The following is a 25,911-nucleotide window of genomic DNA, read 5'->3' as shown; positions in this document are numbered from 1 at the left end:
TCGGCGGCAGGCGCCCGCGCGAGCGCCTGCCGCCCGCCGCGTTACTCGATTACGCCGGTGTTGATACCCGCGATCTTCTGCAGCGCCGCGTCACCCGATGTGCCGCTGTGGCGGAACACGCCGCGATTGACGCCGACCAGACCGCCAAACGTCTGACCCGACGTCGGCTTGATCGGACCGCTCGCGACGGAGCGCTCCACCTGTCCCGCATTCATGCCGACGAGACCGCCAAGCGTCGCGTAGTAGCCGGCACTCACCGCGCCCGATGCCGACACGTCGGTCAGTTCGCCGAGGTTTTCACCGGCGAACCCGCCTACCGTGCCGTATGAACTACCCTGCACGTTGCCCGTCGCGAAGGCTGTCGAAATCGTGCCGGACTCCGTGTTGATGCCGGCGAAGCCGCCCGCGGACGCCCACGATCCGGCCGACACGTTACCGCTCGCATCGACGTCGATCAGTTCGGCCGCATTGCGGCCGACGAACCCGCCGGTCTTGCTGTAGTTGCCGCCCGAGGTCCTGCCGCGCGCAACCGCATGGATGATCCTGCCGCCGGCATGATTGCCCACGAAGCCGCCGTTGGCGCCCTGCCCGCCCGTTACGACACCGTGCGCTTCGGCCATGTCGATTTCCGCGTTGTCGCCCGCATTGACGCCGACGAAACCGCCCGTCGAACCGCTCGACGCACTCGACACCGCACCCAGCGCTTTGGCATCGCGCACGATGCCCTCGTTCGTCCCGACGAAACCACCGATCGCGTATGCATAGCGACCGTCGACCACACCGCTCGCCACCGAATCGGCGATCTTGCCGGTGTTGAGTCCGACAAAGCCGCCGACCGTGCCGCCGCTGGAGCCGCCGATGACGCGCCCCGAGGCCGTGCTGCCGACGATTTCACCGCGCAGGTTCGCCCCTGCGATCCCGCCGACATTCACGCTTGCGAGGTTGTAGCCCGACGTCGAACCGAGGCTCGTCGACCCGCGGATCACGCCGCCCCGGTTGATGCCGACCAGGCCGCCGATCGATGCCTGGTTCGACGCGCCGCCGCTGACGTTCGCATTCGTCGTGCTGTCGAGCACCTGGCCGGCAGGCTGATCCGGGCCGATCTGGACGTTCTCGCCGACCAGGCCACCGACCGCGGACGACATCCCGTTGCCCGCTACGTACCCGGCGAACGACGATTGCCTGACGGTGCCGCGATTGATGCCGACGAGACCGCCGAGCGTGTTGGTCCGACTGGCGCCGGCATTCACCTGCATGCCGGACGCCGTCACGTTCGAGATCCGCCCGACGTTCTCGCCGGCCAACCCGCCAATGGCCGCCGGCCCGACACCCGCTGCCGCACTGACGCGCAACGACTTCAGGTCGAGATTGGCGAGCGTCCCCGCATTGCGGCCGAACAAGCCCGCATACGGCTCGCTGCTCGAAATGACGAGGTTGCTGATCGAGTTGCCGAGACCGTCGAACACACCGGTAAACGACGCACCGCCACCGATTGCCTTGAACGCAGTGCCGTAGTACGAGCCGGCAATGTTGTTGCCGAGCACGTACAACCCGTCCAGGTTCCCGTCGATGGCCTGCAACTGGGCGAGCGTCTGGATCACGTTGTAGCGATAGCCGTTGGACTGGAAACCCGCACCGGCGCCCGACAGTGTCACGGTCGCGCCGTTGGAAAGCGTGTGGCCGCCGCGGTGATCGAGCGTGAACAACGCATTCGCCCCGGTCAGCGCGATCGGTGCGGCGATCTGCGCGCGCTGTCCCGCATCGATCGCGATTTGCGCGTTCGCGCCGGTTGCGCGCAGCGCGCCGTTGACCGCCACATCGCCCTGCCGGCTCGCGAGCGTCAGGCGGTTACCGCTCGCCCACGTCACCGGCCCGTTGACCGACAGTGCACCGTGTTCGGCCACGAGTTCGACGTCGGTGGTCGCGAGGTTGCGCGATAGCGTGTCGGCGACGATCGTGCCCGGCTGGTTCGCCCCGGCCTTGACCGACAGCCCGGACGACGCGATGCGCCAGCTGCCGCCGCGCCCGTTCGCGGCACGCGTGTCGACCATCGCGCCGAGCGCGACCTTCACGTCGGCGCCGCGCGTCTCGATCGTGCCGCCGTTGCCCGGTGTCGCCGCACTGGCATTCAGCACGCCTGCGACGTTGACGATGCCCGAATCCTGGCCGTCCAGCGAAATCCGGCCCGCGGTGTTCCGGAGCGTTTTGGCCTCGATGGTGCCCTGGTTGTTGACCACCGTGCGCAACACCGTGTCGGCGGTCTTCGCGCTCATCAATACCTGGCCGCCGTCTGCCTTCAGCAATTGTTCGTTGCTCGCCAGTGCATCGACGATCCCCTTGTCGATCTGCACGCTCAGCAGCTTGCTGCCGTCGAAATTCAGCGTCACGTCGCTGCCCGCGCCAAGGGCGACCGTCCCCATCCGCGCCTGGACGACACCATGGTTCACGACCTGCGCGCCGAGCAGCGCGATCGAACCTTGGTCGCCGGCAACGAGATTGCCGTCGTTCAGCACGGTGTTCGGCGATTGACCGGCAAACCGGTAGAGGCCTGCGTCGAAATCGTCCTTGCGAATGTCCAGCGTCGACGCGACCAGCCCGCCGACGTTGACCTGTGCGCCCTTGCCGAACAGGACCCCGTTCGGATTGACGAGAAACACCCTGCCGTTTGCATCGATGCTGCCGTGGATCACACTGCCGTCCTGTCCGACGATCCGGTTCAGCGCGATCGACGTCGTCGACGGCTGGTGGAACGTGACACGCTGCCCCGCATCGACGTTGAACGATTTCCATTCGGTCAGCAATTTGTCGCTGTGCTGGTTGATCGACATCTGGCGCCCGTCGTCGTAGCGGAGAATGTCCGCCTGCCCGGACACGATCTTTTCGCCGGCCGGCAGCGCATGGGCCGGCGTCAACGCACCGCCGGCGATCAGCACCACGAGCAGCGCGACGTCACGTGCGCGCATGGCCGACTTGCCGCGCCGGCGCGTGCGCTCGGCGGCCACCTGCCAGACGCCTTGCCCGCTGTTCCATACCAATGCGAATGCATGGTTCATTTTCGTTTTCCTTGTTGTAGTTGAAACGCTGCCGATGCCCTCGGCAGAACGGGTACTGCAAACATGGGAACGCGATCGCGCCGCGGCGCGATGCACGTCACCGCGACTCCAGCCGTGCGCGGTGCGACTGTTGCGCACCGTTGTCGTCGACGGAATCGAACTCGACCTCTTCCCACCCCGTGCCGGCCGCCGTGCCGATCGAAATGTCCGCCCGGCCGAACGGTGCGACATCCACGAACCCGCCGGCCAGCGCAACCGACTTGCCGCGCAGCTGCACGCGCGTCAGCGTCACGTAGTACGGCGTGGGATTGGTCATGACGATCGAGCCGTTATCGCCCTGGCGGGAGTGCGTCCATTCGAGCCGACCCGGCGCGTCGTCCGGGTCACCGCGCAAGCCTCGCGGACGAAACAGCACCTTCATTCGCAGCCGGTACGCGATGCGCAGCGTGTTCTCGCCCGCCGGCGCGGCAGGCGGCACTTCAAGCAGGTTGATCCAGAAGCAGGACTCTCGATCCGGCGGGAGGCCGCCGTCGATCGACTGCACGCGGATCGACGCCGGCTGCGCCGGATCGAGCCGCGCAAGCGGCGGCGCGACGATGAACGGCAAGCGCAGGCGGCTCGGGTCGGCGTTCGCGTCGCCGTCATCGAGCCACGCCTGGACAAGGATCGGCGCCTTGCCGCCGTTACGGACGAGAATCGACAGCGAACGCGCGTCGCCGGGATAGACGAAACGGGTACCGACGACGGACAGCGCGGCCTCGCAGGTCATCGCGAGGATGCTCGCCACGCAGGACACCGCCGCCATGCAGGCAAGCCGGGCCGCGCCGGATGCGCGACGCGCGCGGCGCGACGGCGAACCAGCCGCTGGCTCATCGAAACGACCTTCCACTCGCATCGGGCGCATCGGACTAGTGCCCCCTGGCCTGGCCGACGGATGCTGCGGCAACCGGCTGAATCGTCACCGGCGCACGGCACACGCGGGTCAGCGTCACGTAGCCACTGCCGTCGCGCTGCGACGCCGGCACTGCGTAGTCGATCTCGCAGCGCTGCTCCGCCCGCGGTCCCCATTCGACGCGAATCTGCCCGTCGTCTGTCGTGCTACGTACGAGCACGCGACTGCCCTGCCCGACCGCGCCGAGCAGCGCGCCGGTACGCGCATCGAGCACGCGCGCCGCGAACGGCAAAGGCCGTCCGTCGTCGGTCCGGGCGTCGATCAGCAACGCACGGGCCTTCAGCGTGTCGTACGACAGCATGACGATCGAGCCCGAACGCGGCGCGACGTTGCGCGACACCGTCTTCAGCTCGACGTCGTCGGGGACGTCCTTCGGATCGAGGTCGACCCGGTTGAGCTGATACGGAACGAGGCTCGACACGACCGCATAACCGAACCGGTTCACGCGTGCCCCCGTGTTGGCAACCAGCGCGCCGCGCGCGTCGGGTGCGTGGACGACACCGATCGTCTCGCTCAGCGTGGGCCCAGGTGTCAACCCGCCCGGATGCAGCACCAGCCCGCCCGCCGCGCTTGCCGACGTCTGCTGATAGTCGCGCCCGATACCGACGTTCGCCGTCAGGGAGATGGACGGAAGCCGATAGCCGACCCCGAAGCTGCCCGACGACGCCCGATTGTTGCCGTCGTAGCTCGACGACAGCGAATATGATCCGTCGCCGCGCTCACCGAAGCGGCTGGCCAGGCTCGCCGTGGCGCTCATGCCGGTGCGGCTGTCGTGCGTGAAAAGGGAACTGAAGGTCGGTGCCCGCTGCGAATGGCGGCCGAGCGGTATCGACACGTTCAGGCTCGCCAGCGTGCTGTTCGCCGCGCCTGCAAACGACGGCTCCCGGCCGGACAGGTTCTGGGTACGCTGCACCGACGCCGTCAACGTCGCATCGCGCCACTGCGTGCTGTAGCCGAGCGTGAAGCTGAGCGCTTGCCCGCCCCCCGCCCAGTAGCTGATGGCCGAGCCGTTCGCATTGATGCTGCCCGACCGGCCGACCTGCTGACTGACGTTGAGGTCGAACCGGTTTCGCAATCTCGGAAACGTCGACGCCGACAGGCCCTGATCGCGGCCGCCATTCAGCAGCATTGCATCGCGCAGCCCCAGATAGCCTTTCGTCGAATATCGATAGGCGAGCAGCGAGAAGTTCGTCCCGCTGCTCGGCAGGTTGCGGCTATACGTGACGCGGACACTCGAGCCGGTCAGGTGCTCGCCGCCCGGCGGCTGCGTCCGCGCGGCCGTGACGTCCACCGAGAAGCCGCCGATTGCGGTATTGAGCGCCACGCCCATCAGCATCGACTGATAGCGGGTCGCGAACGCCATGCCGCCGTAAGCCGTCAGCGCATTGCTCAGGCCGCGCTGCACGGTCAACTGCCCGACGTACTGCGTGCCGATGGCCGATCCGAGATCGATCGCGCGGCCGGCCATCGCACTGAAGCGCGTGCTTCCCGGCCGTAGCAGCCGGACTGTCGTCGCGAACGGCACCACGAAACTGCGCGTCTCCCCGTTGGCCTCGGTCACCGTCACGTTCAGGTCGCCGCCGTAGCTCATTGCCTGCAGGTTGTCGATCGCGAACGGGCCGGGGGCCACCGTCGTCTCGTGGACGAGATAGCCGCGCTGGTAGATCGACACCTTCGCGTTCGACTGGGCGACGCCACGCACCACCGGCGCGTAGTAGCGCTGCTCGTCGGGCAGCATCCGGTCGTCGCTGCTGATCTCGACGCCGCGAAACGATACGGCATCGAACAGTGCCCCGCTGGTCGAGCTTTCTCCGGCGAGCAACTGCGCGCGCCAGCGCGGCAAATCGGTTTGCCCGTAAATGTAGCCGCGCTGGTAGTTCGCACCGGTGCGTTGCGACCACGTGAGGTTGCCGTTGTGGCGAATCCGGAATCGGCCGACGCTCGCCCCCATCGACAGGCCCGTATAGAACTGCGAGTATGCGTAGCCGCTGGAGCGCGTCGTGAACACGCTCGTGTTGTAGTTCAGCACCGCGGCCGGCACGCCGTTCGTCCAGCTCGCCGGATCGACATAGGTACTGTGACTCGCCAGCCGCATATAGAACTGCGGCACCGTCAGGAACAGCTTCTGTTCCGACGCATCGAACGAGAACTCGGCGGCCGGCACGTAACGGGACGGCGGCTCGCACACCAAGCCGTCGGGCATCGGATCATGCGCTGTGGCACCGTCCTGGCCGCGTGCGCTTCGGTCGAGATCGAAGCCGGCACGCTGCATCAACGCCCGGTCATAGCACGGCCGCACCTCGCCGCTCGCGTCGGGACGGAAGGTGATCTCCTCGACACCGCGCCATTGCCCGTTGACGATGATATCCACGCGATGCACACCCGGCACGACACCATTCGGGCGTTCGAACGGTGTCGTGTCGATCGGTGCGCTGTCGGGACCATGCATCAGCATGGAATCGTCGAAACGTGTCTCGCCGGTCGCGGGTATGACCGGTGAGGTGCCGGCTCCGGCCTCGTTCGCGTCGTGTCGACCGACCGCGTCGAGCGTGTCCGCGCAGGCGCTCGCACTTGCTGCTATCGCAACCGGCGCGAATATCGTTGCGATCGCGATCAGGCTGGGCCGCAACGGGAATGTTGGCGCAATGCACGACGCAACCGACGAATGGAAACCTGCTGAACTCCGCATCACAATACAGTTGTTTTGCATATCGAACCGATGATGTAAAAGCAGGCGTCGATTTCGACATGCCGGGTAGTGCCTCTAGACGTGTTGCGCGACCGAGCCGGTCAGTCGGTCAATTTCCTTGTTATCGTGCTGCGACCGCCGTAGTCGTCGATGACCATGAAGCGCACGGCCGCCGGCCGCGGCGACCGAGTGGTGACACCCGGCAACGGGAAGCGCTCGCTGCCGAACGGCGCGACCATGCCGCCGCCGGCCGACACGAATGCGCCGCCGACATCGCTTTCGACCATGCCGAACGACACGTAATAGGGCGTCGGGTTGGACACTTCGAGCGCGATACCCTGCTTGCCGTTGCGGGCCGTACCGGCGGACACTTTCCATACCAGCTGGTCCGGTGCCGTCTCGACGTCGTTCGCCAGCTCCGCAGGCCGATAGAACAGTTTGATGCGGGTCCGAAGCCCGAGCCTCAACTGGTTGTCGCCACCCTCCTGCACCGCAGGCACTTCGAGCACGTTGAGCCAGAACACCGATTCGCGGTCGCCCGGTAACGTCGCCGGCAGGCGCGTGATGCGCAACACCGCCCCTCTCCCCGCCTCCACACGCGCCAGCGTCGGTGCAACGACGAACGGCGTTTGCATCTGCTCCGGCGGCACGTTGGCGCGGCCGTCGTCGATCCAGCTTTGCGCGAGTACCGGTTGAACGCCGGCGTTTTCCATTCGGACGGTGACGTCGCGCGCATGCTCCGGGACAATCACCCGTGTGCCGTTCAGAACGAGTGCCGCCTGCGCCGGCGCGGCGCAGGCGGACCACGCGATGACGCATGCCACGACAATCGAATTAGGAATGCGAAATGAATGAATCATGGCGTGGAATAAGAAAGACAGCGATCAGAAATAAGCGAGCGTGTAGCGGATGGACGAATTGCCCGTGCCGGTCTTGATCGCAGCCGTCTCGGCCGTCGACACATAAGACGCCGAGTACGTGAGCGTCGCCGTGTTCTTGTCCACGGCGGCGACCTGCGCGTTGTCGAGTTCCTGGGGCTTGCCGAGCACGATCTTGCCGCTCTTGCCGTTGCCGGCATCGCTGATCTGGATCTCGACGCCTTCCGCCGGCTTGGTGCCGACGAGTTTCAGATTGCCCGTCACCGGATTGATGTTGGTCGCGTAGGGATCGAAATCGATCACGACCTTCGTGCCGTCGGTGCAGCCCGGATTGCCGCCGATCTTCAGGCTGAACGAGACGGGCGTCGAGGTCGCACCGATCTTGGTGAACGTGCTCGGGCTGATGCGATCGCCGAGTTGCACTTCGAGCTTGTTGCCCGCGCCCGGCGCTTCCCCGTTGATGTTGCAGGTGACATCGGAAATGCTGCCGTAGAAGTCGATTTCCCCGTCGAATGCATGGGCCATCGACGGCACCAGTGGAACACTCGCCACGCCGGCTGCGACGCAGCACCGAAGCAGATTCATTTTCATCTTGGGATTTCCTCTGGAAATGGGTGATTGTTCACGGAACGCCCCGATCGGCATGCAAACGACCGGGATTCCTTTCCATGCCCGCAGCATGGATCGCATCGTGTTTTCCGTAAAAGACGAACTATCTTTAACTGTAAAACAACGATCCGGCAATTCTATTGATTCGATAAATTCAGCGATATCAGACAAGTATGAAATATGATGCCGATATATTCATTCAGAGAAAAACGAAGCGACTGCGGGGGAGACGTGCGACATCCGCCTTTCTAGCACGGACGGTACTGGCGGGATCTGCGCTACCACAGGGCGCAGACGAAAAGAGTCGATCCATTCGACCTTGGCACTTCCGCCTATATCGAAACACATAGGCCGACCGGATGATGCATCATTCATCAAAAAAACAATTATTCAATCAATAAATCACAAAATTCCAAATAAACCATCACTAAATTCAGTGCATGCATCGGACAAGTCCAATCAATTTCAACTTAAATTCGAATTTCCGGCATTCGAATCTGCATCGCGTTTCGAATACCGGAAGAACTGTCCCGCTGCGGTACCCGACGAGCCGCGACGGCGGGCGCCGATGCGATCGGGTTCGATATTTCATCAAGGGAATGTGATCCGGGACGCAGCATGGCCGCCGCGCCCCTCTCTCGCGGTCACCCGGCGAGCGCCGTCGCGGCCTCGTCGATCAGCGCGGCGACCGCCACCGGCTGCGACGCAAGCGACGCATGGCTGGCATCGAGCGTGATGATCTTGCGCGCGTCCATTCGTGCCGACATCCGCTGCTGGTTCTCCGGCGCGATCATCCGGTCCTCGCTTGAGATCTGATACCACGACGGTTTCGAACGCCATGCAGGCGTGCTGATGATGTCCGCGAACGTGCTCGCCAGCGGCGCCTTCTGCGTGACGGCCATCACGAGCGCTTCGTCTGACGAAAGATCCTGGCAGAAGCTCTCGTGGAACTTGTCGGGCTTGAGCCACAGATAGCCGTCGCTGTCGGGCGCGAGATTCGGCGCCGCCGCCGGCAGGTGTTCCTGCGTGATCCCGCCGGGGCTTTCGCCCGCGTCGGGCGCGAACGCGGCGATGAACACAAGACCCGCGACATTCGGCAGGTTGCCGGCCTCGCTGATCACGGCACCGCCGTACGAATGGCCGACCAGCAACACGGGGCCGGCCTGCTGCGCCACCATCTTGCGCGTGCGCTCGGCGTCGTCGGCAAGCGACGTCAGCGGTATCTCGACCGCGTGCAGCGACAGGTGGCCTTTGCGCGCGAGTTCGACGATTACCTTTGCCCAGTGCGCGGCGCCGCCCCAGAAGCCGTGCACGAGCACGATCGCGGGTTTGCTCATCGTGAATCTCCTTGACGTGGCATGTCATCGAACCGTCACCGGTCCAGCCGATCCGGACCGGCGCGCGGACATGCAGCAACCAGCATAGGCGAGCAGACGCGCGCCACCAACCCCGCCGGGGCCGGCGTGAGATGCAGCGCACCAAAAAAGACGCCCGCTGCAAGCAGCGGGCGCGAATCCCAGTCAAGGAGGTGTCACACGAACTACAGGCCCAGATTAAGGAATTCGCCTGAAACGGACAACGAATCGATTTCAATATCGATATGACGAGACACGCTCACGCCGGCACTTCCCGGGTCGCACAGTGGATGCCGCCACCGCCCGACGCGATGCCGAGGATGTCGACCTGCACGATCGCGCGGTTCGCCGCATACGGCTGGATCGCTGCGACCGCGGCCGCGTCGGCCGCCGCGTCGTTGAACTTCGGCATGACGATCGCGCCGTTGCACGTATAGAAGTTGATGTAGCCGGCCGCGAAATGCGACATCTGCCGCTCGTTCAGCGTAGTGCCCGCCGACGTGCCGTAGGTGACCGGCGGCACGAGCTCGACGATCTTCAGCGGCCGGTCGTTCGCATCGGTCTGGCCGGCCAGGCGTTGCCGGTTGGCGTCTGTCAATGCGCGTTCGCCGGTCGAATTCGACGCGTCGTAGCAGCACGCGACCACGCCGGGTGCGAGAAAGCGCGCGTAGAAATCGACGTGGCCGTTCGTGATGTCGCTTTCGCCGGCCGGCGTCGACGCACCGCCCGCGCCACCGACGCCGCTGCCGCGCGGAAACGTCGCCGTGCCCGGCAACCAGATGATCTTCCGCACCCCGAGCGTGCGCTGCAGTTCGGCCAGCACGGTATCGCGGGCCGTCGGCCGCAGCGTCGCATTGGCGATCACGCCGTTCGGGATGTCGAACAGCTGCGGATTGCGGTTCACGTGCAGCACCGACGATTCGGTGAGGATCGCCGTCCCGTCGCCGTCGAATTCGATCGCGCCGCCTTCGAGCGTCAATGTGCTGTGGATCAGGTTCGCGCCTTTGGTTTGCGCCATCCAGCCCGCCACCCTGCTGTCCTGGCTGAACGCCTGGAAGAACTTGCCCGCTTTCGACCGGTTGCTCGCGGCCAGGAGCGCCGGCGGAATCGTTCCCGCACTCTGGCCGGCGCCGTCAGTGTTCGCGTTGCCCCAGCCGTTGAAGTTGAAGCCGATCGCGTTCAGCGCATCGCCGTTCGTCGTATCCCTGACGAACACGCAACCCGTGTCGCGCACCCAGAAATCGTTGAAGCCGTCGGCGAGCGGCACGAGGGTGATCCCGCCCGTGCCTGCGGCGCGCGCCGCATAACGTGCATGCAGGTCGGGATTCGCCACGCTTGCGTTCCCGAGGAGCACACGGGCCGCGTCCAGATCGACCGGCAACACCAGCATGTTGACCGGTTCCGTTGCGCCGATCGCCTTCGCGACGTCCATCAGGTCGGCCCGCACGCGGTCGATGCCGGCGTCCGTGCTCTGCGACGTGACGGGTGCCCAGATGCCGTCCGCGCCGGACGCGAAGGTCATGTAGGTCAACGCGTGCGGAGCATCTTCGGCCGGCAGCCGGTACACGGCCTGCCGTGCCGACGGCGTCGGGCGCGACGCGGAAGCCGCGTCGGACACGCCGCTGCCGCTGTCGCCGCCACCGCACGCGGCCAGGCTGCCCAGCAGCGGCATGCCGAGCCATGCCGCCGAACAGCGGATGAATCCGCGTCGGCGTGCATCCGGCAGGTTCGGCTCGCGCTTGTTCGGGCTCGCGTGAGTATCTTTCTTCGTCATGTATTTCAACTCCATTGCGCGGACGGCGCGCAGGCGCGCGCCGGCTTCCGTCCCGCGGGACGGACTCCGCATTGTTTTCAGTCGTTCGGAAAGACTGGAAATTTGAAGCAGCATGCGGACCGGTCACGCGAACCGGCCCGCGGCCGTTCTCAGGCCGGCTGCTGTTGCGTGGTGCAGTGGATGCCGCCGCCGCCCGCGGCGATGCCGTCGATGTTCAGCTGGATGACTTCGCGGCCGGGAAACAGGTCGACGAGCGTGTCGCGCGTATTGCGGTCGGCGCGGCTGTCGCCGAACTGCGGCGCGATCACCGCGCGATTGCACACGTAGAAGTTGATGTAGCCGGCCGCGAACTCCGCGTTCTCGTAGATGTGCCGGACGGTCTTCGGCCCCGGCAGCACGACGACCTTCAACGGGCGCTCCTTCGCGTCGGTGGATTTCCGCAGGATCTCCAGATGCTGCCGCGTCACCGCGTGATCGTACGACGACGGATCGGTGTCGAGCCCGGCCACCACGACGCCCGGGCTCGTGAAACGCGCGTAGAAGTCGGTATGCCCGTCGGTGATGTCCTTGCCCGCGATGCCGGGCAGCCAGATGATCTTCTTCAGCCCGAGCAGGCGGCTCAGTTCGGCCTCGCACTGCGCCTGGCTGACGCCTGGATTGCGGTTCGCATTGAGCACGCAGCTGCGCGTGACGATCGCCGTGCCTTCGCCGTCCACCTCGATGCCGCCGCCTTCCAGAACGAGCTTCGTGTCGATCAGCCGCGCGCCGGCGCGTTCGGCCACGAACGGCGCGACTTCCGCGTCCTGGTCGTGTTCCTGCTTGTTGCCCCAGCCGTTGAAATTGAAGCTCACGCCACCGAGCTGGCCCGACGCGCTCTTCACGAACACGGGCCCCGTGTCGCGCATCCACAGATCGTCGACCGGATGCTGGACGAGCTCGACCGACGAACCGCACAGCCGCGATGCGATCGCGTAGTCCTGCTCCCGCACCAGCATCTTCAGCGGTTCGTGCGCAGCAATTGCCTTCGCGACGGCCGCGAGGTTCTCGCGCACCACCGGCAACAGGCGCGCACCCCAGATGTCCTCGCTCGGGCCGAACGCCATCCAGGTCGCCGTGTGCGGTGCGCCTTCGTCCGGCATGTGCCAGGCGGCACCCTGCTGCGCATGCGCGGCGCGGCCGAACAACCCGCCCATCGCGCTGGCGGCCAGCGCCGCGCCCGAGACGGACAGGCCGCGTTTCAACAGTTGACGTCGTGTGGTCATGGCATTCCTCTTTCGCTTGCCGGTTACTTCAATGGTTTCGTGGTGTGTCATCACGGCCGCGCGGTCTTGAAGCCGAGCCAGGTCCGGCCTTCCTGACGCATCGCAGCCGGGGATTCGGCGATCGGCGTGAACAGTGTGCGCCGCGTCGCCTCGTCCGGATAGACGCCCGGATCGCGCACCAGCGCCGGGTCCATCAGCTTCAGCGCACCCTGGTTCGCATTCGCGTAGCGCGTCGAGTTCGAGATCTTCGCGATCACGTCCGGACGCAGGATGTAGTTGATGAACGCATGCGCGTTGTCCGGATGCTTCGCCGACGCCGGAATCACCATCGCGTCGAACCACATCAGGCTGCCGATGCGCGGGATGTCGTACACGATGTCGCGCTTCGGATCGCGCACCTTGGCCTTCTGCGCGGCCAGGTTGATTGCACCGGAAAAGCCGACCGTCACGCACAGCTCGCCTTCGATCAGCTCGTTGGCGTCGGACGACCCGACGAACTGGCGGATGAACGGACGGACCTTCATCAGCATCGCCTGCGCAGCCGCGTAATCCTGCGCGGACGGACGCATCGGATCGCGGCCGACGTAGCGCAACGCCAGCGGCAGCACCGTGCTCGCGGAGTCCTGCAGGCCCAGCCCGCATTTCGCGGCGACGCGCGCCGCGATCGCCGGGTTGAACAGCAGGTCGAGGCTGTTGGCCGGCATGTCCTTGCCGAGGATCGCGCTCACCTTCGCGCGGTCGTAGCCGACACCCACGGTGCCCCACATGTACGGCACGCCATACTGGTTGCCGGGATCGGACTGCGCCATCTGCTTCAGCAGCGACGGGTCGAGATACTTCAGGTTCGGCAGCCGGGCCTTGTCGAGCTTGCGGTACACGCCGGCCTGGATCTGCTTGGCCATGAAGTCGTTGGTCGGCCACACGAGGTCGTAGCCGCTGTTGCCGGTCAGCAGCTTCGACTGCAGCGTCTCGTCGCTGTCGTACGCGTCGTAGCGCACCTTGATGCCGGTTTCCTTCTCGAAGGCGGAAATCGTATCCGGCGCGAAGTAGTTGCTCCAGTTGTACAGGTTCAGCACCTTCTCTTCATCGGCGCGGGCCGCACCGGCCAGCATGCACAGCGCGAGACCCGGCGCCGCGACACGCAGCCATCCTCTCCGTTTCATTGCGAATCCTTATCGATAGCAGGACGACACGCCGTCGCTGGTCAGCAACGTGCGATACATCTCGGGGCGGCGATCGCGGAAAAAGCCCCACGATTGGCGGTCGGCGCGGATCGCGTCGAGGTCGAACGTCTGCACGAGCACGGCTTCGTCGGTGCGGTTTGCCTCGGCCCGCTTCTCGCCGGTGTGATCCGCGATGAAGCTCGCCCCGTAGAACACGCCGGTGAGCCCCTGCTGCCGCGGATTGCCGTTGCCGAAGCCCGTTTCGTGGCCGATCCGGTTGGCTGCGACGACCGGCACCATGTTGGCCGCCGCGTGGCCCTGCATCGTGCGCTGCCAGTGGCCGGCCGAATCGAACTCGCTGCTGAACGGCTCCGAACCGATGATGGTCGGAAAGCACAGGATCTCGGCGCCCATCAGCGCGAGGCTGCGCGCCGTCTCCGGATACCACTGGTCCCAGCAGATGCCGATGCCGATCCGGCCGAAACGCGTGTCCCACACCTTGAAGCCGGTGTCGCCCGGCGTGAAATAGAACTTCTCCGTATAGCCCGGCCCGTCCGGGATATGCGTCTTGCGATAGACGCCAAGCACGCGCCCGTCGGCATCCGCCACCGCGATCGAGTTGTACGCGGCATTGCCCGCGCGCTCGAAGAAGCCGATCGGCAGCACGATGCCGAGCTCGCCGGCCAGCGCCGCGAACCGGGCAATCTGCGCGTTGCCTTCGAACGGCTGCGCGAGTTCGAGGTGGCGCACGTTCTGGTCGACGCAGAAGTACGGCATCGCGAACAACTCAGGGCACAGCACGAGATTCGCGCCCTGTGCGGCGGCCGCGCGGATCAGGCGCTCCGCGGTGGCCATGTTGTCTTCGAAGTTCCAGCTGCCCGACGCCATCTGCACGGCGGCGACGGTGATGTGTTTGGACGGCATTGCGTTGCTCCTCGGTGAGACCGGAAACGGCTGACGGAACGTCGCTCAGTGCGCGACGAAAGGCTGCTGCTGCGTCGAACAGTGGATGCTGCCGCCGCCGATCGACAGCGTCGGAATCGGCAACATCTCCACCTTGCGCTCCGGAAACGCGCGGCTGAACGCGTCGCGTGCGGCCTCGTCCTGCTCGACGCCGAACGCAGTCACGATCACCGCGCCGTTCACCAGGATGTAGTTCGCATAGCAATCGCAGTAGCGCTCGGAACCGAAGCGTTCGCTGACGATCGGCGACGGCAGGTCGAGCAGCTCGAAACGGCGCCCCGCCGCATCGGTCGCGAGCTCCAGCGCGCGGCGATTCTCGCGCATCACGCGGAAATAGTCGCCCTGCTCGGGCACGGCGGTCTGGCACAGCATCCGGCCCGGCGCGATGAACGACGCGATGCCGTCCACGTGCCCGTTCGTCTCCACTTCGTCGGGGTTGCCCGGCAGCCATACGATCTTCTCCACCCCCAGCATCCGGCGCAGTTCCACTTCGATCTCCACACGGCTCAGATGCGGGTTGCGATTGGGATGCAGCAGGCAGCTCTCGGTCGTGACCAGCGTGCCCTGCCCGTCGACGTAGAACGAGCCGCCCTCCAGCACCATGTGCGAATTGAAGATCTCGGCGCCGGCCGCACGCGCGATGTCCTGCCCGGCCTGCTGGCAGCCGTCGTACGGCTGGTACTTCTCGCCCCAGCAGTTGAAACGGAACACGGCCGCGCCGAGCCCGTGCTGCTCGCTCACGAGGAAGATCGGCCCGCAGTCGCGCAGCCAGTTGTCCTCGGCCGCGACCGGCAGCACGTCGACGCTCGCGCCCACCAGCTCGCGCGCGGTATCGGCCTGGCTGTGGTGCACCGCGACCACGCAGCGCTGGTAGCGCGCGATGGTCCGCGCGACCAGCGCGAACTCGCGGCAGACCTGCGCGTAATGCGTCCCCCACAGGTCCTCGCGGTTGTCGAGAACCGGCCATCCGAGCCACGTGGCATGCGAGGCTTCCCATTCGGCGGGCATCCGGTAACCGCGCTGGCGAGCATCAAAGCGACCCATCGATCCGACTCCGTTGTGATTGATGAGCGATTGTCCGTCAGGCTAAACTTGATGAATATTGATATTTATTGGCCGAATCAATCAATTCACCTCATATCTCGATGCGACGCGTTCCGTCCCTGAAACTGTTGACCGGCTTCGAAGCCGCGGCCCGGCTGGGCAATTTCTCGCGTGCGGCCGACGAGTTGCACCTGTCGCAATCGGCGATCAGCCATCAGATCCAGCAGCTTGAAGCGCAACTCGGGCAGCCGCTGTTCCGCCGGCGCGGCCGCGGCGTCGAGCTGACCATCGCCGGCGAGGTCCTGCATCGCAGCGTGCAGCGCGCGATGGACACGTTGCGCGGCGGGCTCGACCGCATCGCGACCTACCTGAACCCGGGGCTTGTCGTGCTGGTCTGCCCGGCGCCGTTGCTGCACGGCTGGCTGCAGCCGCGCCTCGAGCAATTGCAGCAAGTGCTGCCGGACCTGTGCCCGCTGCTGTCGACCGACGAAACCGCGCGCTACGTCGACGAGATCGACGTCGACATGACGATCGGTACGCGACCGATGCTGCAGCCCGGCCTGGTCGACATCCCGTTCATGCGCGACGAATGGGTGATGGTGTGCGCGACGCCGGTGGCCGAGACGCTCGCCCGTGTGCCGCGCGCCGAACACGCGCAGCACACGGGGCTCGTCTGCCTCGAGACGAGCCTGACCGACGAGCGCATGGCGACCGTCTTTCGCGAGCAGCTGTCGGACTTCCGGATGCAGGCGATCTACGACGATCAGCGGCTCGTACTGGACGCCGTGCAGCGCGGACGCGGCATCGCGTGCCTGCCACGTCTCGTCGCACAGGCCGGCCTCGACCAGCACATACTGACCGTACTCGCCGACTACCCGCGCCTGCCCGGCACCACGTGGTGGCTGTCGCGGCTGGAAGGCCCGTCGCGCTCGCCGATCGTCGAGCAGATGTTCGACTGGCTGGTCCAACAAGGCATCCTGTCGAGCGCGGCCGACCCGGCACCCGACCGCGCGAAGCTGCCGCCCGCGTAATCGCACGTCGCAAAAAAAACGTCCCGCCAACCGGCGGGACGTTTCGTCATGGTGCAGGTATGCGCAACGCGCAGCCGATCACGGCTCGTGACGCAGGTACCCTTCCTTGCTCGGATCGCGCATCCGCCACGACACGATCAGCGAGATCGCGCACAGCACGGTCACGTACCAGTAGAAGGTTTCCTCGCTACCGATCGACTTGAACCACAGCGCGACGTACTCGGCCGAACCGCCGAAGATTGCATTCGCCACCGCATACGACAGGCCGACGCCCATCGCGCGCACTTCCGGCGGGAACATCTCGGCCTTGATGAGGCCGCTGATCGACGTGTAGAAGCTGACGATCGCCAGTGCGACCGTGATCAGCACGAACGCGGCCACGGGGCTCGTCACGTCCTTCAGCGCATGCATCAGCGGCACGGTGCCGATCACCGCGAACGAGCCGAACAGGATCATCGACGTGCGGCGGCCGATCTTGTCGGACAGCGCGCCGAACACCGGCTGCATCAGCATGTAGACGAGCAGCGCGACGGTCATCACGTTGCTGGCCGTCTTCGCATGCATGCCGGCCGTGTTCACGAGGTACTTCTGCATGTACGTCGTGAACGTGTAGAAGATCAGCGAGCCGCCGGCCGTGAAGCCGACCACCGTGAAGAACGCGCCCTTGTGTTCCCACACGCCGCGGATCGTACCGGCGTTCTTCTTGTCGCGCGATTCGCTGGTCGACGTCTCGTCGAGCGATTTCCGCAGGTACAGCGAGATCAGCGCGGCCGCCGCGCCGACCACGAACGGAATGCGCCAGCCCCATGCCTTCAGTTCGTCGGCCGACAGCGTCTGCTGCAGGATCACGAGCACCAGCAGCGCGCACAGCTGGCCGCCGATCAGCGTCACGTACTGGAACGACGCGAAGAAGCCGCGGCGCCCCTTCAGCGCGACTTCACTCATGTAGGTCGCGCTGGTGCCGTACTCGCCGCCCACCGACAGGCCCTGGAACAGGCGCGCGACCAGCAGCAGCGCCGGCGCGAGCGCGCCGATCTGTGCGTAGGTCGGCAGCACTGCGATCACGAGCGACCCGCCGCACATCATCAGCACCGAGATCATCATCGCCGCGCGGCGGCCGTGACGGTCGGCGATGCGGCCGAACAGCCAGCCGCCGATCGGACGCATCAGGAAGCCGGCCGCGAACACGCCGGCCGTGTTCAGCAGCTGCGTCGTCGTGTTGCCGCTCGGGAAGAACGCCGGCGCGAAGTACAGCGCGCAGAACGAGTAGATGTAGAAGTCGAACCACTCGACGAGGTTGCCCGATGAGGCGCCGACGATGGCGAACACGCGCCGCCGGGTGTCATGCGCGGACAGCGCAGCTTGGTCGGTCTGGACGTCCATGGGTTGGTCTGTTCCTTTTAGTGCTTTCTGGGCGAGACGGCTGGAGCCGCCGCATGCGGTCGCACGTGGCACCGGTTCCGGCGCACGGCGCTACGGGAGTTTAGCGAAATGTAAAGTAACAGGCACTCCGGGTTCGTCCGGATGTAGAAGAATTTTCTCCCACCACGCGCTTGTCATATGAAAACGCCAGCCGACAGGCTGGCGTCCGATGCAAACATTTTCGAAGACACCGGTCAAACGCGGATCTCCGGCGGCACGTAGCGGCACTCATGGCGCTTGCGCACGGTTCCGGCCTCGTCGACGCTTTCCAGGTACACGTCGAACTGCCAGAGCCGCGCCATGTGCTTGAGCACTTCGTCGCTGTCGTTCGACAGGTGGCGGTTGTCGGTCATGAAGTGGCGCAGCGTGAGGCTGCGGTCGCCGCGCGTGTTCACCGCCCACACCTGGATGTTCGGCTCGCGGTGATGGATGTCGTACTGCCGCGACAACGCCTGCCGCACGTACTGGTAGCCGGAATCGTCGTGGATCGCCGAGACCTCGAGCGAATCGCGCATGTCGTCGTCGAGCACCGAGAAGAGCCGCATTTCGCGGATCAGGTTCGGCGACAGGTATTGCGCGATGAAGCTCTCGTCCTTGAAGTTGCGCATCGCGTAGTGCATCGCCGGCAGCCACGGGGTACCCGCGATCTCCGGAAACCACTTGTAGTCTTCGTCCGTCGGCGCTTCGCAGATCCTCCTGATGTCGCTCATCATCGAGAAACCGAGCGCATACGGGTTGATCCCGCTGTAGTACGGCTTCGTGACGGGCGGCTGGTAAACCACGTTGCTGTGCGAATGCAGGAACTCCATCATGAAGCCGTCTTCCAGCTTCCCCTGGTTGTACAGCGTGTTCAGCAGCGTGTAGTGCCAGAACGTCGCCCAGCCCTCGTTCATCACCTGCGTCTGCCGCTGCGGGTAGAAATACTGGCCGATCTTGCGCACGATGCGGATCACTTCCCGCTCCCACGGCTCGAGCAGCGGCGCATTCTTCTCCGCGAAATACAGGAGGTTCTCCTGCGGCTCGGGCGGATAGCGGTCTTCCTGCTCCTCCATCAGCTCGGGCTTCTTGCCCGGCAGCGTGCGCCACAGTTCGTTCACCTGCGACTGCAGGTACGCCTCGCGCTCGCGCCGCAACGCTGATTCCTTCGACAGCGACGGCTTTTGCGGGCGCTTGTAGCGGTCGACGCCGTAGTTCATCAGCGCATGGCACGAATCGAGCAATTCCTCGACGCGATCGAGGCCGTAGCGCTCCTCGCATTCCGCGACGTAGTTCTTCGCGTACACGAGATAGTCGATGATCGCGTGCGCGTCGGTCCACAGCCGGAACAGGTAGTTGCCCTTGAAGAACGAGTTGTGTCCGTACGCCGCGTGCGCGATGACGAGCGCCTGCATCGTCATCGTGTTCTCTTCCATCAGGTACGCGATGCAAGGATTCGAATTGATGACGATTTCGTACGCGAGGCCCATCTGGCCACGCCGGTAGCTCTTCTCGGTCGCGAGGAAGTGCTTGCCGAACGACCAGTGACGGTAGTTGACCGGCATCCCGACCGACGCATACGCGTCCATCATCTGCTCGGCGCTGATCAGTTCGAGCTGGATCGGGTAGATGTCGAGCTCGTATTGTTCGGCGACCTGCGCGATGTGCGTGTCGTATTCCTCGAGCAGTTCGAACGTCCAGTCGGACGGGCACGGCAGCGGCTTGCGTTCGGCAACGTTCATACGCGCTTCCTTCTGCCCGGAACCGGGCAAGTCGGCGGCCGGCGGCGGCGGTTCGGCCTGCACGCGTTGCTGCGCTGCGGCAGGACCGGCCGTATCGTCGCCGGAAGGGCGCGGCTCGTAGCCGCGCGACTCGTTGTGCAGATGGCGGGTCGTCATGACGTTTCCACCTGCTTTTCGAACAATTCGCGAAACACCGGGTAGATGTCGGCAGCCGATTCCACTTTTTTCATCGCGAGATGCTGCTGCGACACCGCCAGTTGCGCGTATTCCAGCCACAGATTCTGCTCTTCCGGCGCAACCTGGATATACGCGAAGTAACGCGTCTTCGTGAGGATATCCTCTTCCAGGATTTTGCGACACTTGGGCGAATCGTCAGTCCAGTTGTCGCCGTCGGATGCCTGCGCGCCGTAGATGTTCCACTCGGTCGGCGAGTAGCGCTCGTTCATCACCTTGCGCATCAGTTCGAGCGCGCTCGACACGACCGTGCCGCCGCTTTCGGTCGAATGGAAGAAGGTGTCCTCGTCGACTTCCTCGGCGCGCGTGTGGTGACGGATGAACACGACCTCGATGCGTTCGTAGTTGCGCTTGAGGAACAGGTACAGCAGGATGAAGAAGCGCTTCGCGAGATCCTTGCGCTGCTCGTCCATCGAGCCCGACACGTCCATCAGGCAGAACATCACGGCCTGGCTCGACGGTTGCGGCTGCTTCACGCGGTTGATGTAGCGCAGGTCGAACGGATCGATGAACGGAATCCGCCAGATGCGCCCTTTCAGGTGATGGATCTCGGCCTCGAGCGCCGAGATTTCGGCGCGGCGGTCCTCAGGGTCGCTCTTCAGCGCTTCGAGCTGCGCCTCGAGTTCGCGCAACTCGTTGACGAGCGGCGAGCCGAGCGCGATGCGCCGGCCGAGCGCGCTGCGCAGCGAACGCACGACGTCGATGTTGTTCGGCGTGCCTTCCGCCGACCAGCCCGCGCGCACGTTCTTCCAGCTCGGCACCGTCAGCAGGTGCGTCTTCACGAGGCGCGGCAGTTCGAGATCGTCGAAGAAGTACTGCATGAACTCGTCGCGCGACAATTCGAACACGAAGTCGTCCTGCCCTTCGCCCTCGTTGCTCGCCTGACTGCCGCCGCCGCCCGAGCCGCCCTGCGGGCGCGGGATCTTGTCGCCGCGCACGTAGTCCTCGTTGCCGGGGTGCACGTATTCACGACGCCCGCCAGGCGCGTGCCGGAAATTCGGCTCCGCGATGTCCTTGCGCGGGATCGTGATGCTCTGCGTGCTCTGGATATCCTTGATGCTACGGTCGCGTACCGCGTCGGACACGGCACGACGAATGTAGTTCTTGACGCGACGCAGAAAGCGTTCGCGATTGGCGATGCTCTTGTTCTTGCCGGCCAGCCTGCGGTCGATGATTTGATGAAGCACTCCCGGTCTCCCGCTCGAAAGTCGATCTGCCGGGGCACTCGCCGCGCATGCCGTCTGCCGTCATGCGGGCGGCGCCTCTGAAAGCGCCCGTACGGACTCGCCGTACGGGCGCGATACCGCGCGCGTCATGACGACTTGCGCACGCGCAGGTACCAGTCGCAAAGCAGCCTCACCTGCTTCGGCGTATAGCCCTTCGCGACCATCCGGTTCACAAAGTCCTCATGCTTGCGCTGCTCCTCCGCCGAACCCTTGGCGTTGAACGAAATCACCGGCAACAGTTCCTCGGTGTTCGAGAACATCTTCTTCTCGATCACGACGCGCAACTTCTCGTAGCTCGTCCACACGGGGTTCTTGCCGGCGTTCGCCGCCCGTGCGCGCAACACGAAGTTCACGATCTCGTTGCGGTAATCCTTCGGATTGCTGATGCCCGCCGGCTTCTCGATCTTCTCCAGCTCCGCGTTCAGCGCGGCGCGGTCGAAGCTCTCGCCCGTATCGTGATCGCGGAATTCCTGGTCCTGGATCCAGAAGTCCGCATACGTGACGTAGCGGTCGAAGATGTTCTGGCCGTACTCCGAATACGATTCGAGGTAAGCCGTCTGGATCTCCTTGCCGATGAACTCCGCGTAGCGCGACGCGAGCACGTCCTTCACGAAGGACAGGTACTTCTGCTCGGTTTCCGGCGGGAACTGCTCGCGTTCGATCTGCTGTTCGAGCACGTACATCAGGTGCACGGGGTTGGCCGCGACCTCGCTCGAATCGAAGTTGAACACGCGCGACAGGATCTTGAACGCGAAGCGGGTCGACACGCCGGTCATCCCTTCGTCCACGCCCGCGTAGTCGCGGTACTCCTGGTACGACTTCGCCTTCGGATCGGTGTCCTTCAGGTTTTCGCCGTCGTACACCTGCATCTTCGAGAACAAACTCGAATTCTCCGGCTCGTGCAGGCGCGACAGCACCGCGAACTGCGACATCATCTTCAGCGTGCCCGGCGCGCACACGGCCTCGGCGAGCGACGAGTTGCGGATCAGCTTCTCGTAGATCTTGGTCTCTTCCGACACGCGCAGGCAGTACGGCACCTTCACGACGAAGATCCGGTCGAGCAGTGCCTCGTTGTTGCGGTTGTTGCGGAACGCCTTCCACTCCGACTCGTTCGAGTGCGCGAGGATCACGCCGTCGAACGGAATCGCGCCGAACCCTTCGGTGCCCTTGAAGTTGCCTTCCTGCGTCGCAGTGAGCAGCGGGTGCAGCACCTTGATCGGCGCCTTGAACATTTCGACGAACTCGAGCAGGCCCTGGTTCGCGAGACACAGGCCGCCCGAGTAGCTGTAGGCGTCGGCGTCGTCCTGCGCATACTGTTCGAGCTTGCGGATATCGACCTTGCCGACCAGCGACGAGATGTCCTGGTTGTTCTCGTCGCCCGGCTCGGTCTTCGCGATGCCGACCTGCCGCAGGATCGACGGATAGCGGCGCACTACGCGGAACTGCCGGATGTCGCCGTTGTATTCGTGCAGGCGCTTGACGGCCCACGGACTCAGGATGCTTTTCAGGTAGCGGCGCGGAATGCCGTACTGTTCCTCGAGGATCGGACCATCCTCGTCGTAGTCGAACAGCCCGAGCGGCGATTCGTTGACGGGCGAGCCCTTCAGCGAATAGAACGGCACGTGCTCCATCAGCTGCTTCAGACGCTCGGCGATCGACGACTTGCCGCCGCCCACCGGGCCCAGCAGGTAGAGGATCTGCTTCTTCTCTTCGAGCCCTTGCGCAGCGTGGCGGAAGTACGCGACCACCTGCTCGATCACTTCCTCCATTCCGTAGAACTCACGGAATGCCGGATAGACCTTGATGACCTTGTTCGCAAAGATGCGCGACAGGCGCGGATCGTTGCGGGTATCGATGTGTTCAGGTTCCCCGATTGCTTCCAGCATGCGTTCACCAGCCGTCGCGTACGCGGATGGATCGTTCTTGCAGAGCGCGAGATACTCCTCCAGCGAGAGCTCTTCCTCTCGCGTCTTTTCGAAGCGGTTCGCGAAGCTGCTGTAAATATCCATGCTACCTCCCTCGCCTGAGTCTGAAGACGTGCCTGCCTTCGTACGACTGCGCAGAAGCAAGCGCGTTCGAATTCATCCTAAACCCTTTCTTATTTTTTTTCACGAACTCTTCGTATGAAGTTCGTCATTCTCGACAACACCGCTTGGACAACGCATTTCGTCGTTTTACAATCGATCTCCCGAGCCGCAGAAACTGCATCCGCCGCGTCTCGTCGAACGACGGAACATCCTGTGCGTTGGACACATCCGACGTCGTCGCTTCCCCCCTTCATCCCTAGACGTTCGAGCAACCGCGTGCGATGACACGTCGCGCGCACCGTTACAAATTTTTTTCGCAGCGCCCTTACGGAGATACCCGTACGACGGACGCGGGAACATCATCGATGCCGCATGCGTACGCGCATCCATCGAGGCGGGACGCGCGACGCACACGACGATGCGCGATCGATCGTTCGCACTGTCACACTTCGTCTGTCGCAGAAACGACGACGCCCGCATGTCGCGGGCGTCGTTCGTCACCAAATGGGGATAGATGCGTGGCACGCGCGTATCAGAAGGTCTCCCAGTCGTCGCCGCCGGCGGTAGCGACAGCCGGTGCCGGCGCAGCAGCGGCCGCGGCGGGCTTGCGTGCCGGCAGCGGCGCGGCCGTGCGCTTCGGCGGTGCATCGCGATCGTCGCGCGCAGCGACCTGCACGGGTGCGGCAACCGCGGCGGACGGCGCGCGCGACACCTGACGCGCCACAACCGGCGCGACAGCGCGTGCCGCTTCGTCATCGAGCTGGAATACCGCTGCCGTTTCACGCAGGCGCCCGGCCTGCTCGTCGAGCGACTGCGCGGCGGCCGCCGCTTCCTCCACGAGCGCCGCATTCTGCTGCGTGACTTCGTCCATCTGCGCCACGGCACGCGCGACCTGGTCGATCCCGCCGCTCTGCTCCTCGGACGCCGCCGCGATCTCGCCCATGATGTCGGTCACGCGCTGCACGGCGCCGATCACGTCGCTCATCGTGCGCCCTGCTTCGTCGACCAGCGTCGAACCCGTCCGGATCCGCTCCACCGACGCGTCGATCAGCGCCTTGATTTCCTTCGCGGCGCTCGACGAACGCTGCGCGAGGCTGCGCACCTCGCCCGCGACGACCGCGAAGCCGCGGCCTTCCTCGCCCGCCCGCGCGGCTTCGACGGCCGCATTCAGCGCAAGAATGTTGGTCTGGAACGCGATTCCCTCGATGATCGCGATGATGTCCGCGATCTTCGCTGAGCTGTCGTTGATTTCGCCCATCGTGCCGACCACCTGGCCGACTACCGTATTGCCCTTGTTTGCAATCTCCGACGCATTGGCGGCCAGCGAGCTTGCCTGGCGCGCATTGTCGGCGTTCTGCTTCACGGTGCCCGTCAGCTGTTCCATGCTCGACGCGGTTTCCTGCAGCGCGGCGGCCTGCTCCTCGGTACGCGACGACAGGTCGATGTTGCCGGCCGCGATCTGGCGCGCCGCGGTCGCGATCGACTCGCTGCCGCCGCGCACGGTGCGCACCGTGTCGACCAGCCCGCGCTGCATCTTCGCGAGGCCTTCCAGCAACTGGCCCATCTCGTCACGCCGGTTCACGACGATCGGACGGCGCAGGTCGCCGGCGGCGATCGCGTCGAAGTGCGACAGCGCGTCGGCGATCGGGCGGCCGATCGCGCGGCTCAGCGTCAGCCACGACAGCAGCGCGGCGCCGACGCCGGCCAGCAACACGACGATCGACAGCACGCGCATCGTCTCGAACACCGATTCCGCCTGATCGAAGCGCGCCTGCGCATCGGTGAACTGGAAGTTGCGCAGCGCTTCGCCGGCCACGGCCAGGTCGTTAAAGCGCACCTGAAGCTGCTTCGCACCCTCGCCGATCCGGTCGTGATCGCCGGCCCCGATCGCACTCGCGAACGCGTCGCAGGTGTCCTGCACCGCCTTGCGGCGGGCGGCGACGTCCTGTGCGAGCCGGTCCTCCTCGGCACCGCGCGGCAGTGCGAGGTATTTCTGCCACCACGCGTCCGACTGCGTGCGCATCCCGCGGCTTCGCTCGACGGCGGCCGTGGAGTCGGGCGTGCCGGCCAGCAGCGCCGCCCGGTCGAGCGCGAGGCGCTCGCGCGCGGCAAACATTTCCGAGAGCGCCACGTCGACCGCGCTCGGCATCTGGTTCGTGAATATCTCGCGCGTCGAATCGTTCGAACGCGTCATCCCGTACAGACCGAGCACGCCGGTGACACCCAGCAGCACCGCCAGAAACGCCATCGTCAAACCGATGCGCGCACGAATCGTCAGGTTCTTGAACACCATCATTCATCCTGTGTTGCGTCGTCATGAACGGGCCAGGCCCGTTGGCTCGAAGCATTGCTTCACTGGGTCTATTTACGACCGCACCACGCACAACTTGACGGATTTTCGGCCATTTTTTCGAATTATTAGTCTGATTATTACAAATGGCTAAACGAATTGACGCAAATTCGGGCCGGTTTGACAACGGGAGAAAGAGATCGGCAATGCGCCGGCACGCG

Annotated in this window: 18 protein-coding genes; 2 read left to right on the top strand and 16 right to left on the bottom strand. The window is 65.0% G+C overall.

Going from position 1 to position 25,911, the window contains the following annotated elements:
- Window positions 1-41: 41 nt before the first annotated feature.
- Genes AC5LXX_RS08160 through AC5LXX_RS08150 form a run of 3 tightly spaced genes read right to left on the bottom strand, consistent with a single transcriptional unit; the run spans window position 42 to window position 6,460 of the window.
- On the bottom strand, window positions 42-3,149 hold the full coding sequence (locus AC5LXX_RS08160; protein ID WP_493409134.1) for a two-partner secretion domain-containing protein: 3,108 nt from the start codon (window positions 3,147-3,149) through the stop codon (window positions 42-44).
- A gap of 1 nt (window position 3,150) precedes the next feature.
- Window positions 3,151-3,999 carry a fimbrial biogenesis chaperone gene (locus AC5LXX_RS08155; RefSeq protein WP_493409133.1) on the bottom strand — a complete coding sequence of 283 codons (849 nt, stop codon included), beginning with the start codon at window positions 3,997-3,999 and terminating at the stop codon, window positions 3,151-3,153.
- The gene (locus AC5LXX_RS08150; RefSeq protein WP_493409132.1) at window positions 3,962-6,460 is read right to left on the bottom strand and encodes a fimbria/pilus outer membrane usher protein; all 2,499 of its coding nucleotides are present in this window, start codon (window positions 6,458-6,460) and stop codon (window positions 3,962-3,964) included. Before AC5LXX_RS08150 ends, AC5LXX_RS08155 begins: the two co-directional genes overlap by 38 nt.
- Between AC5LXX_RS08150 and AC5LXX_RS08145 the strand changes: the two genes are divergently transcribed.
- On the top strand, window positions 6,459-6,728 hold the full coding sequence (locus AC5LXX_RS08145) for a hypothetical protein (RefSeq protein WP_493411075.1): 270 nt from the start codon (window positions 6,459-6,461) through the stop codon (window positions 6,726-6,728). The two genes, AC5LXX_RS08150 and AC5LXX_RS08145, sit on opposite strands and share 2 nt — an antisense overlap.
- 67 nt (window positions 6,729-6,795) lie before the next feature.
- Here the strand turns inward: AC5LXX_RS08145 and AC5LXX_RS08140 are convergent, their stop codons facing one another.
- The 8 genes from AC5LXX_RS08140 to AC5LXX_RS08105 form a co-directional block, all read right to left on the bottom strand.
- The gene (locus AC5LXX_RS08140; protein ID WP_493411074.1) at window positions 6,796-7,407 is read right to left on the bottom strand and encodes a fimbrial biogenesis chaperone; all 612 of its coding nucleotides are present in this window, start codon (window positions 7,405-7,407) and stop codon (window positions 6,796-6,798) included.
- A gap of 171 nt (window positions 7,408-7,578) precedes the next feature.
- The gene (locus AC5LXX_RS08135; protein ID WP_493411073.1) at window positions 7,579-8,163 is read right to left on the bottom strand and encodes a fimbrial protein; all 585 of its coding nucleotides are present in this window, start codon (window positions 8,161-8,163) and stop codon (window positions 7,579-7,581) included.
- Between the two features lie 662 nt (window positions 8,164-8,825).
- Window positions 8,826-9,518 (bottom strand): alpha/beta hydrolase, encoded by a 693-nt coding sequence (locus tag AC5LXX_RS08130; RefSeq protein WP_493411072.1) that lies wholly within the window; start codon window positions 9,516-9,518, stop codon window positions 8,826-8,828.
- A gap of 277 nt (window positions 9,519-9,795) precedes the next feature.
- Window positions 9,796-11,310 (bottom strand): agmatine deiminase family protein, encoded by a 1,515-nt coding sequence (locus AC5LXX_RS08125; protein ID WP_493411071.1) that lies wholly within the window; start codon window positions 11,308-11,310, stop codon window positions 9,796-9,798.
- A 149-nt stretch (window positions 11,311-11,459) separates the two neighbouring features.
- Window positions 11,460-12,572, bottom strand: a complete 1,113-nt coding sequence (locus AC5LXX_RS08120; protein ID WP_493411070.1) for an agmatine deiminase family protein — start codon at window positions 12,570-12,572, stop codon at window positions 11,460-11,462.
- 50 nt (window positions 12,573-12,622) lie between these two features.
- Window positions 12,623-13,735 (bottom strand): polyamine ABC transporter substrate-binding protein, encoded by a 1,113-nt coding sequence (locus AC5LXX_RS08115; RefSeq protein WP_493411069.1) that lies wholly within the window; start codon window positions 13,733-13,735, stop codon window positions 12,623-12,625.
- 9 nt (window positions 13,736-13,744) lie between these two features.
- Window positions 13,745-14,659, bottom strand: coding sequence for an N-carbamoylputrescine amidase (gene aguB / locus AC5LXX_RS08110; protein ID WP_493411068.1), 915 nt, complete (start codon window positions 14,657-14,659; stop codon window positions 13,745-13,747).
- Window positions 14,660-14,704: 45 nt separating this feature from the next.
- Window positions 14,705-15,742 carry an agmatine deiminase family protein gene (locus tag AC5LXX_RS08105; RefSeq protein ID WP_493411067.1) on the bottom strand — a complete coding sequence of 346 codons (1,038 nt, stop codon included), beginning with the start codon at window positions 15,740-15,742 and terminating at the stop codon, window positions 14,705-14,707.
- 101 nt (window positions 15,743-15,843) lie between these two features.
- Here AC5LXX_RS08105 and AC5LXX_RS08100 point away from each other — a divergent pair, with 101 nt between their 5' ends.
- A complete protein-coding gene (locus AC5LXX_RS08100) occupies window positions 15,844-16,773 on the top strand; it encodes a LysR family transcriptional regulator (RefSeq protein ID WP_493411066.1) in 930 nt (309 codons plus the stop codon).
- 78 nt (window positions 16,774-16,851) lie between these two features.
- Here the strand turns inward: AC5LXX_RS08100 and AC5LXX_RS08095 are convergent, their stop codons facing one another.
- The 5 genes from AC5LXX_RS08095 to AC5LXX_RS08075 all read right to left on the bottom strand — a co-directional run bounded on the left by AC5LXX_RS08095 (window position 16,852) and on the right by AC5LXX_RS08075 (window position 25,693).
- Entirely contained in the window at window positions 16,852-18,156 is a 1,305-nt protein-coding gene (locus AC5LXX_RS08095) for an MFS family transporter (RefSeq protein WP_124455009.1), read from the bottom strand.
- 233 nt (window positions 18,157-18,389) lie between these two features.
- On the bottom strand, window positions 18,390-20,069 hold the full coding sequence (locus tag AC5LXX_RS08090) for a SpoVR family protein (RefSeq protein ID WP_124455007.1): 1,680 nt from the start codon (window positions 20,067-20,069) through the stop codon (window positions 18,390-18,392).
- Window positions 20,066-21,334 carry a YeaH/YhbH family protein gene (locus AC5LXX_RS08085; RefSeq protein ID WP_124455005.1) on the bottom strand — a complete coding sequence of 423 codons (1,269 nt, stop codon included), beginning with the start codon at window positions 21,332-21,334 and terminating at the stop codon, window positions 20,066-20,068. The genes AC5LXX_RS08090 and AC5LXX_RS08085 overlap by 4 nt, the downstream gene beginning before the upstream one ends.
- A 125-nt stretch (window positions 21,335-21,459) precedes the next feature.
- Window positions 21,460-23,382 carry a PrkA family serine protein kinase gene (locus AC5LXX_RS08080; protein ID WP_124455003.1) on the bottom strand — a complete coding sequence of 641 codons (1,923 nt, stop codon included), beginning with the start codon at window positions 23,380-23,382 and terminating at the stop codon, window positions 21,460-21,462.
- Between the two features lie 550 nt (window positions 23,383-23,932).
- Complete coding sequence (locus tag AC5LXX_RS08075) at window positions 23,933-25,693, bottom strand: methyl-accepting chemotaxis protein (RefSeq protein WP_493411065.1); 1,761 nt, start codon at window positions 25,691-25,693, stop codon at window positions 23,933-23,935.
- Between the last annotated feature and the right edge of the window lie 218 nt (window positions 25,694-25,911).

This window comes from Burkholderia torrens (assembly GCF_984668525.1).
The sequence above is the reverse complement of the archived record's forward strand: the minus strand, read 5'-3'. Positions and strand labels throughout refer to the sequence as shown.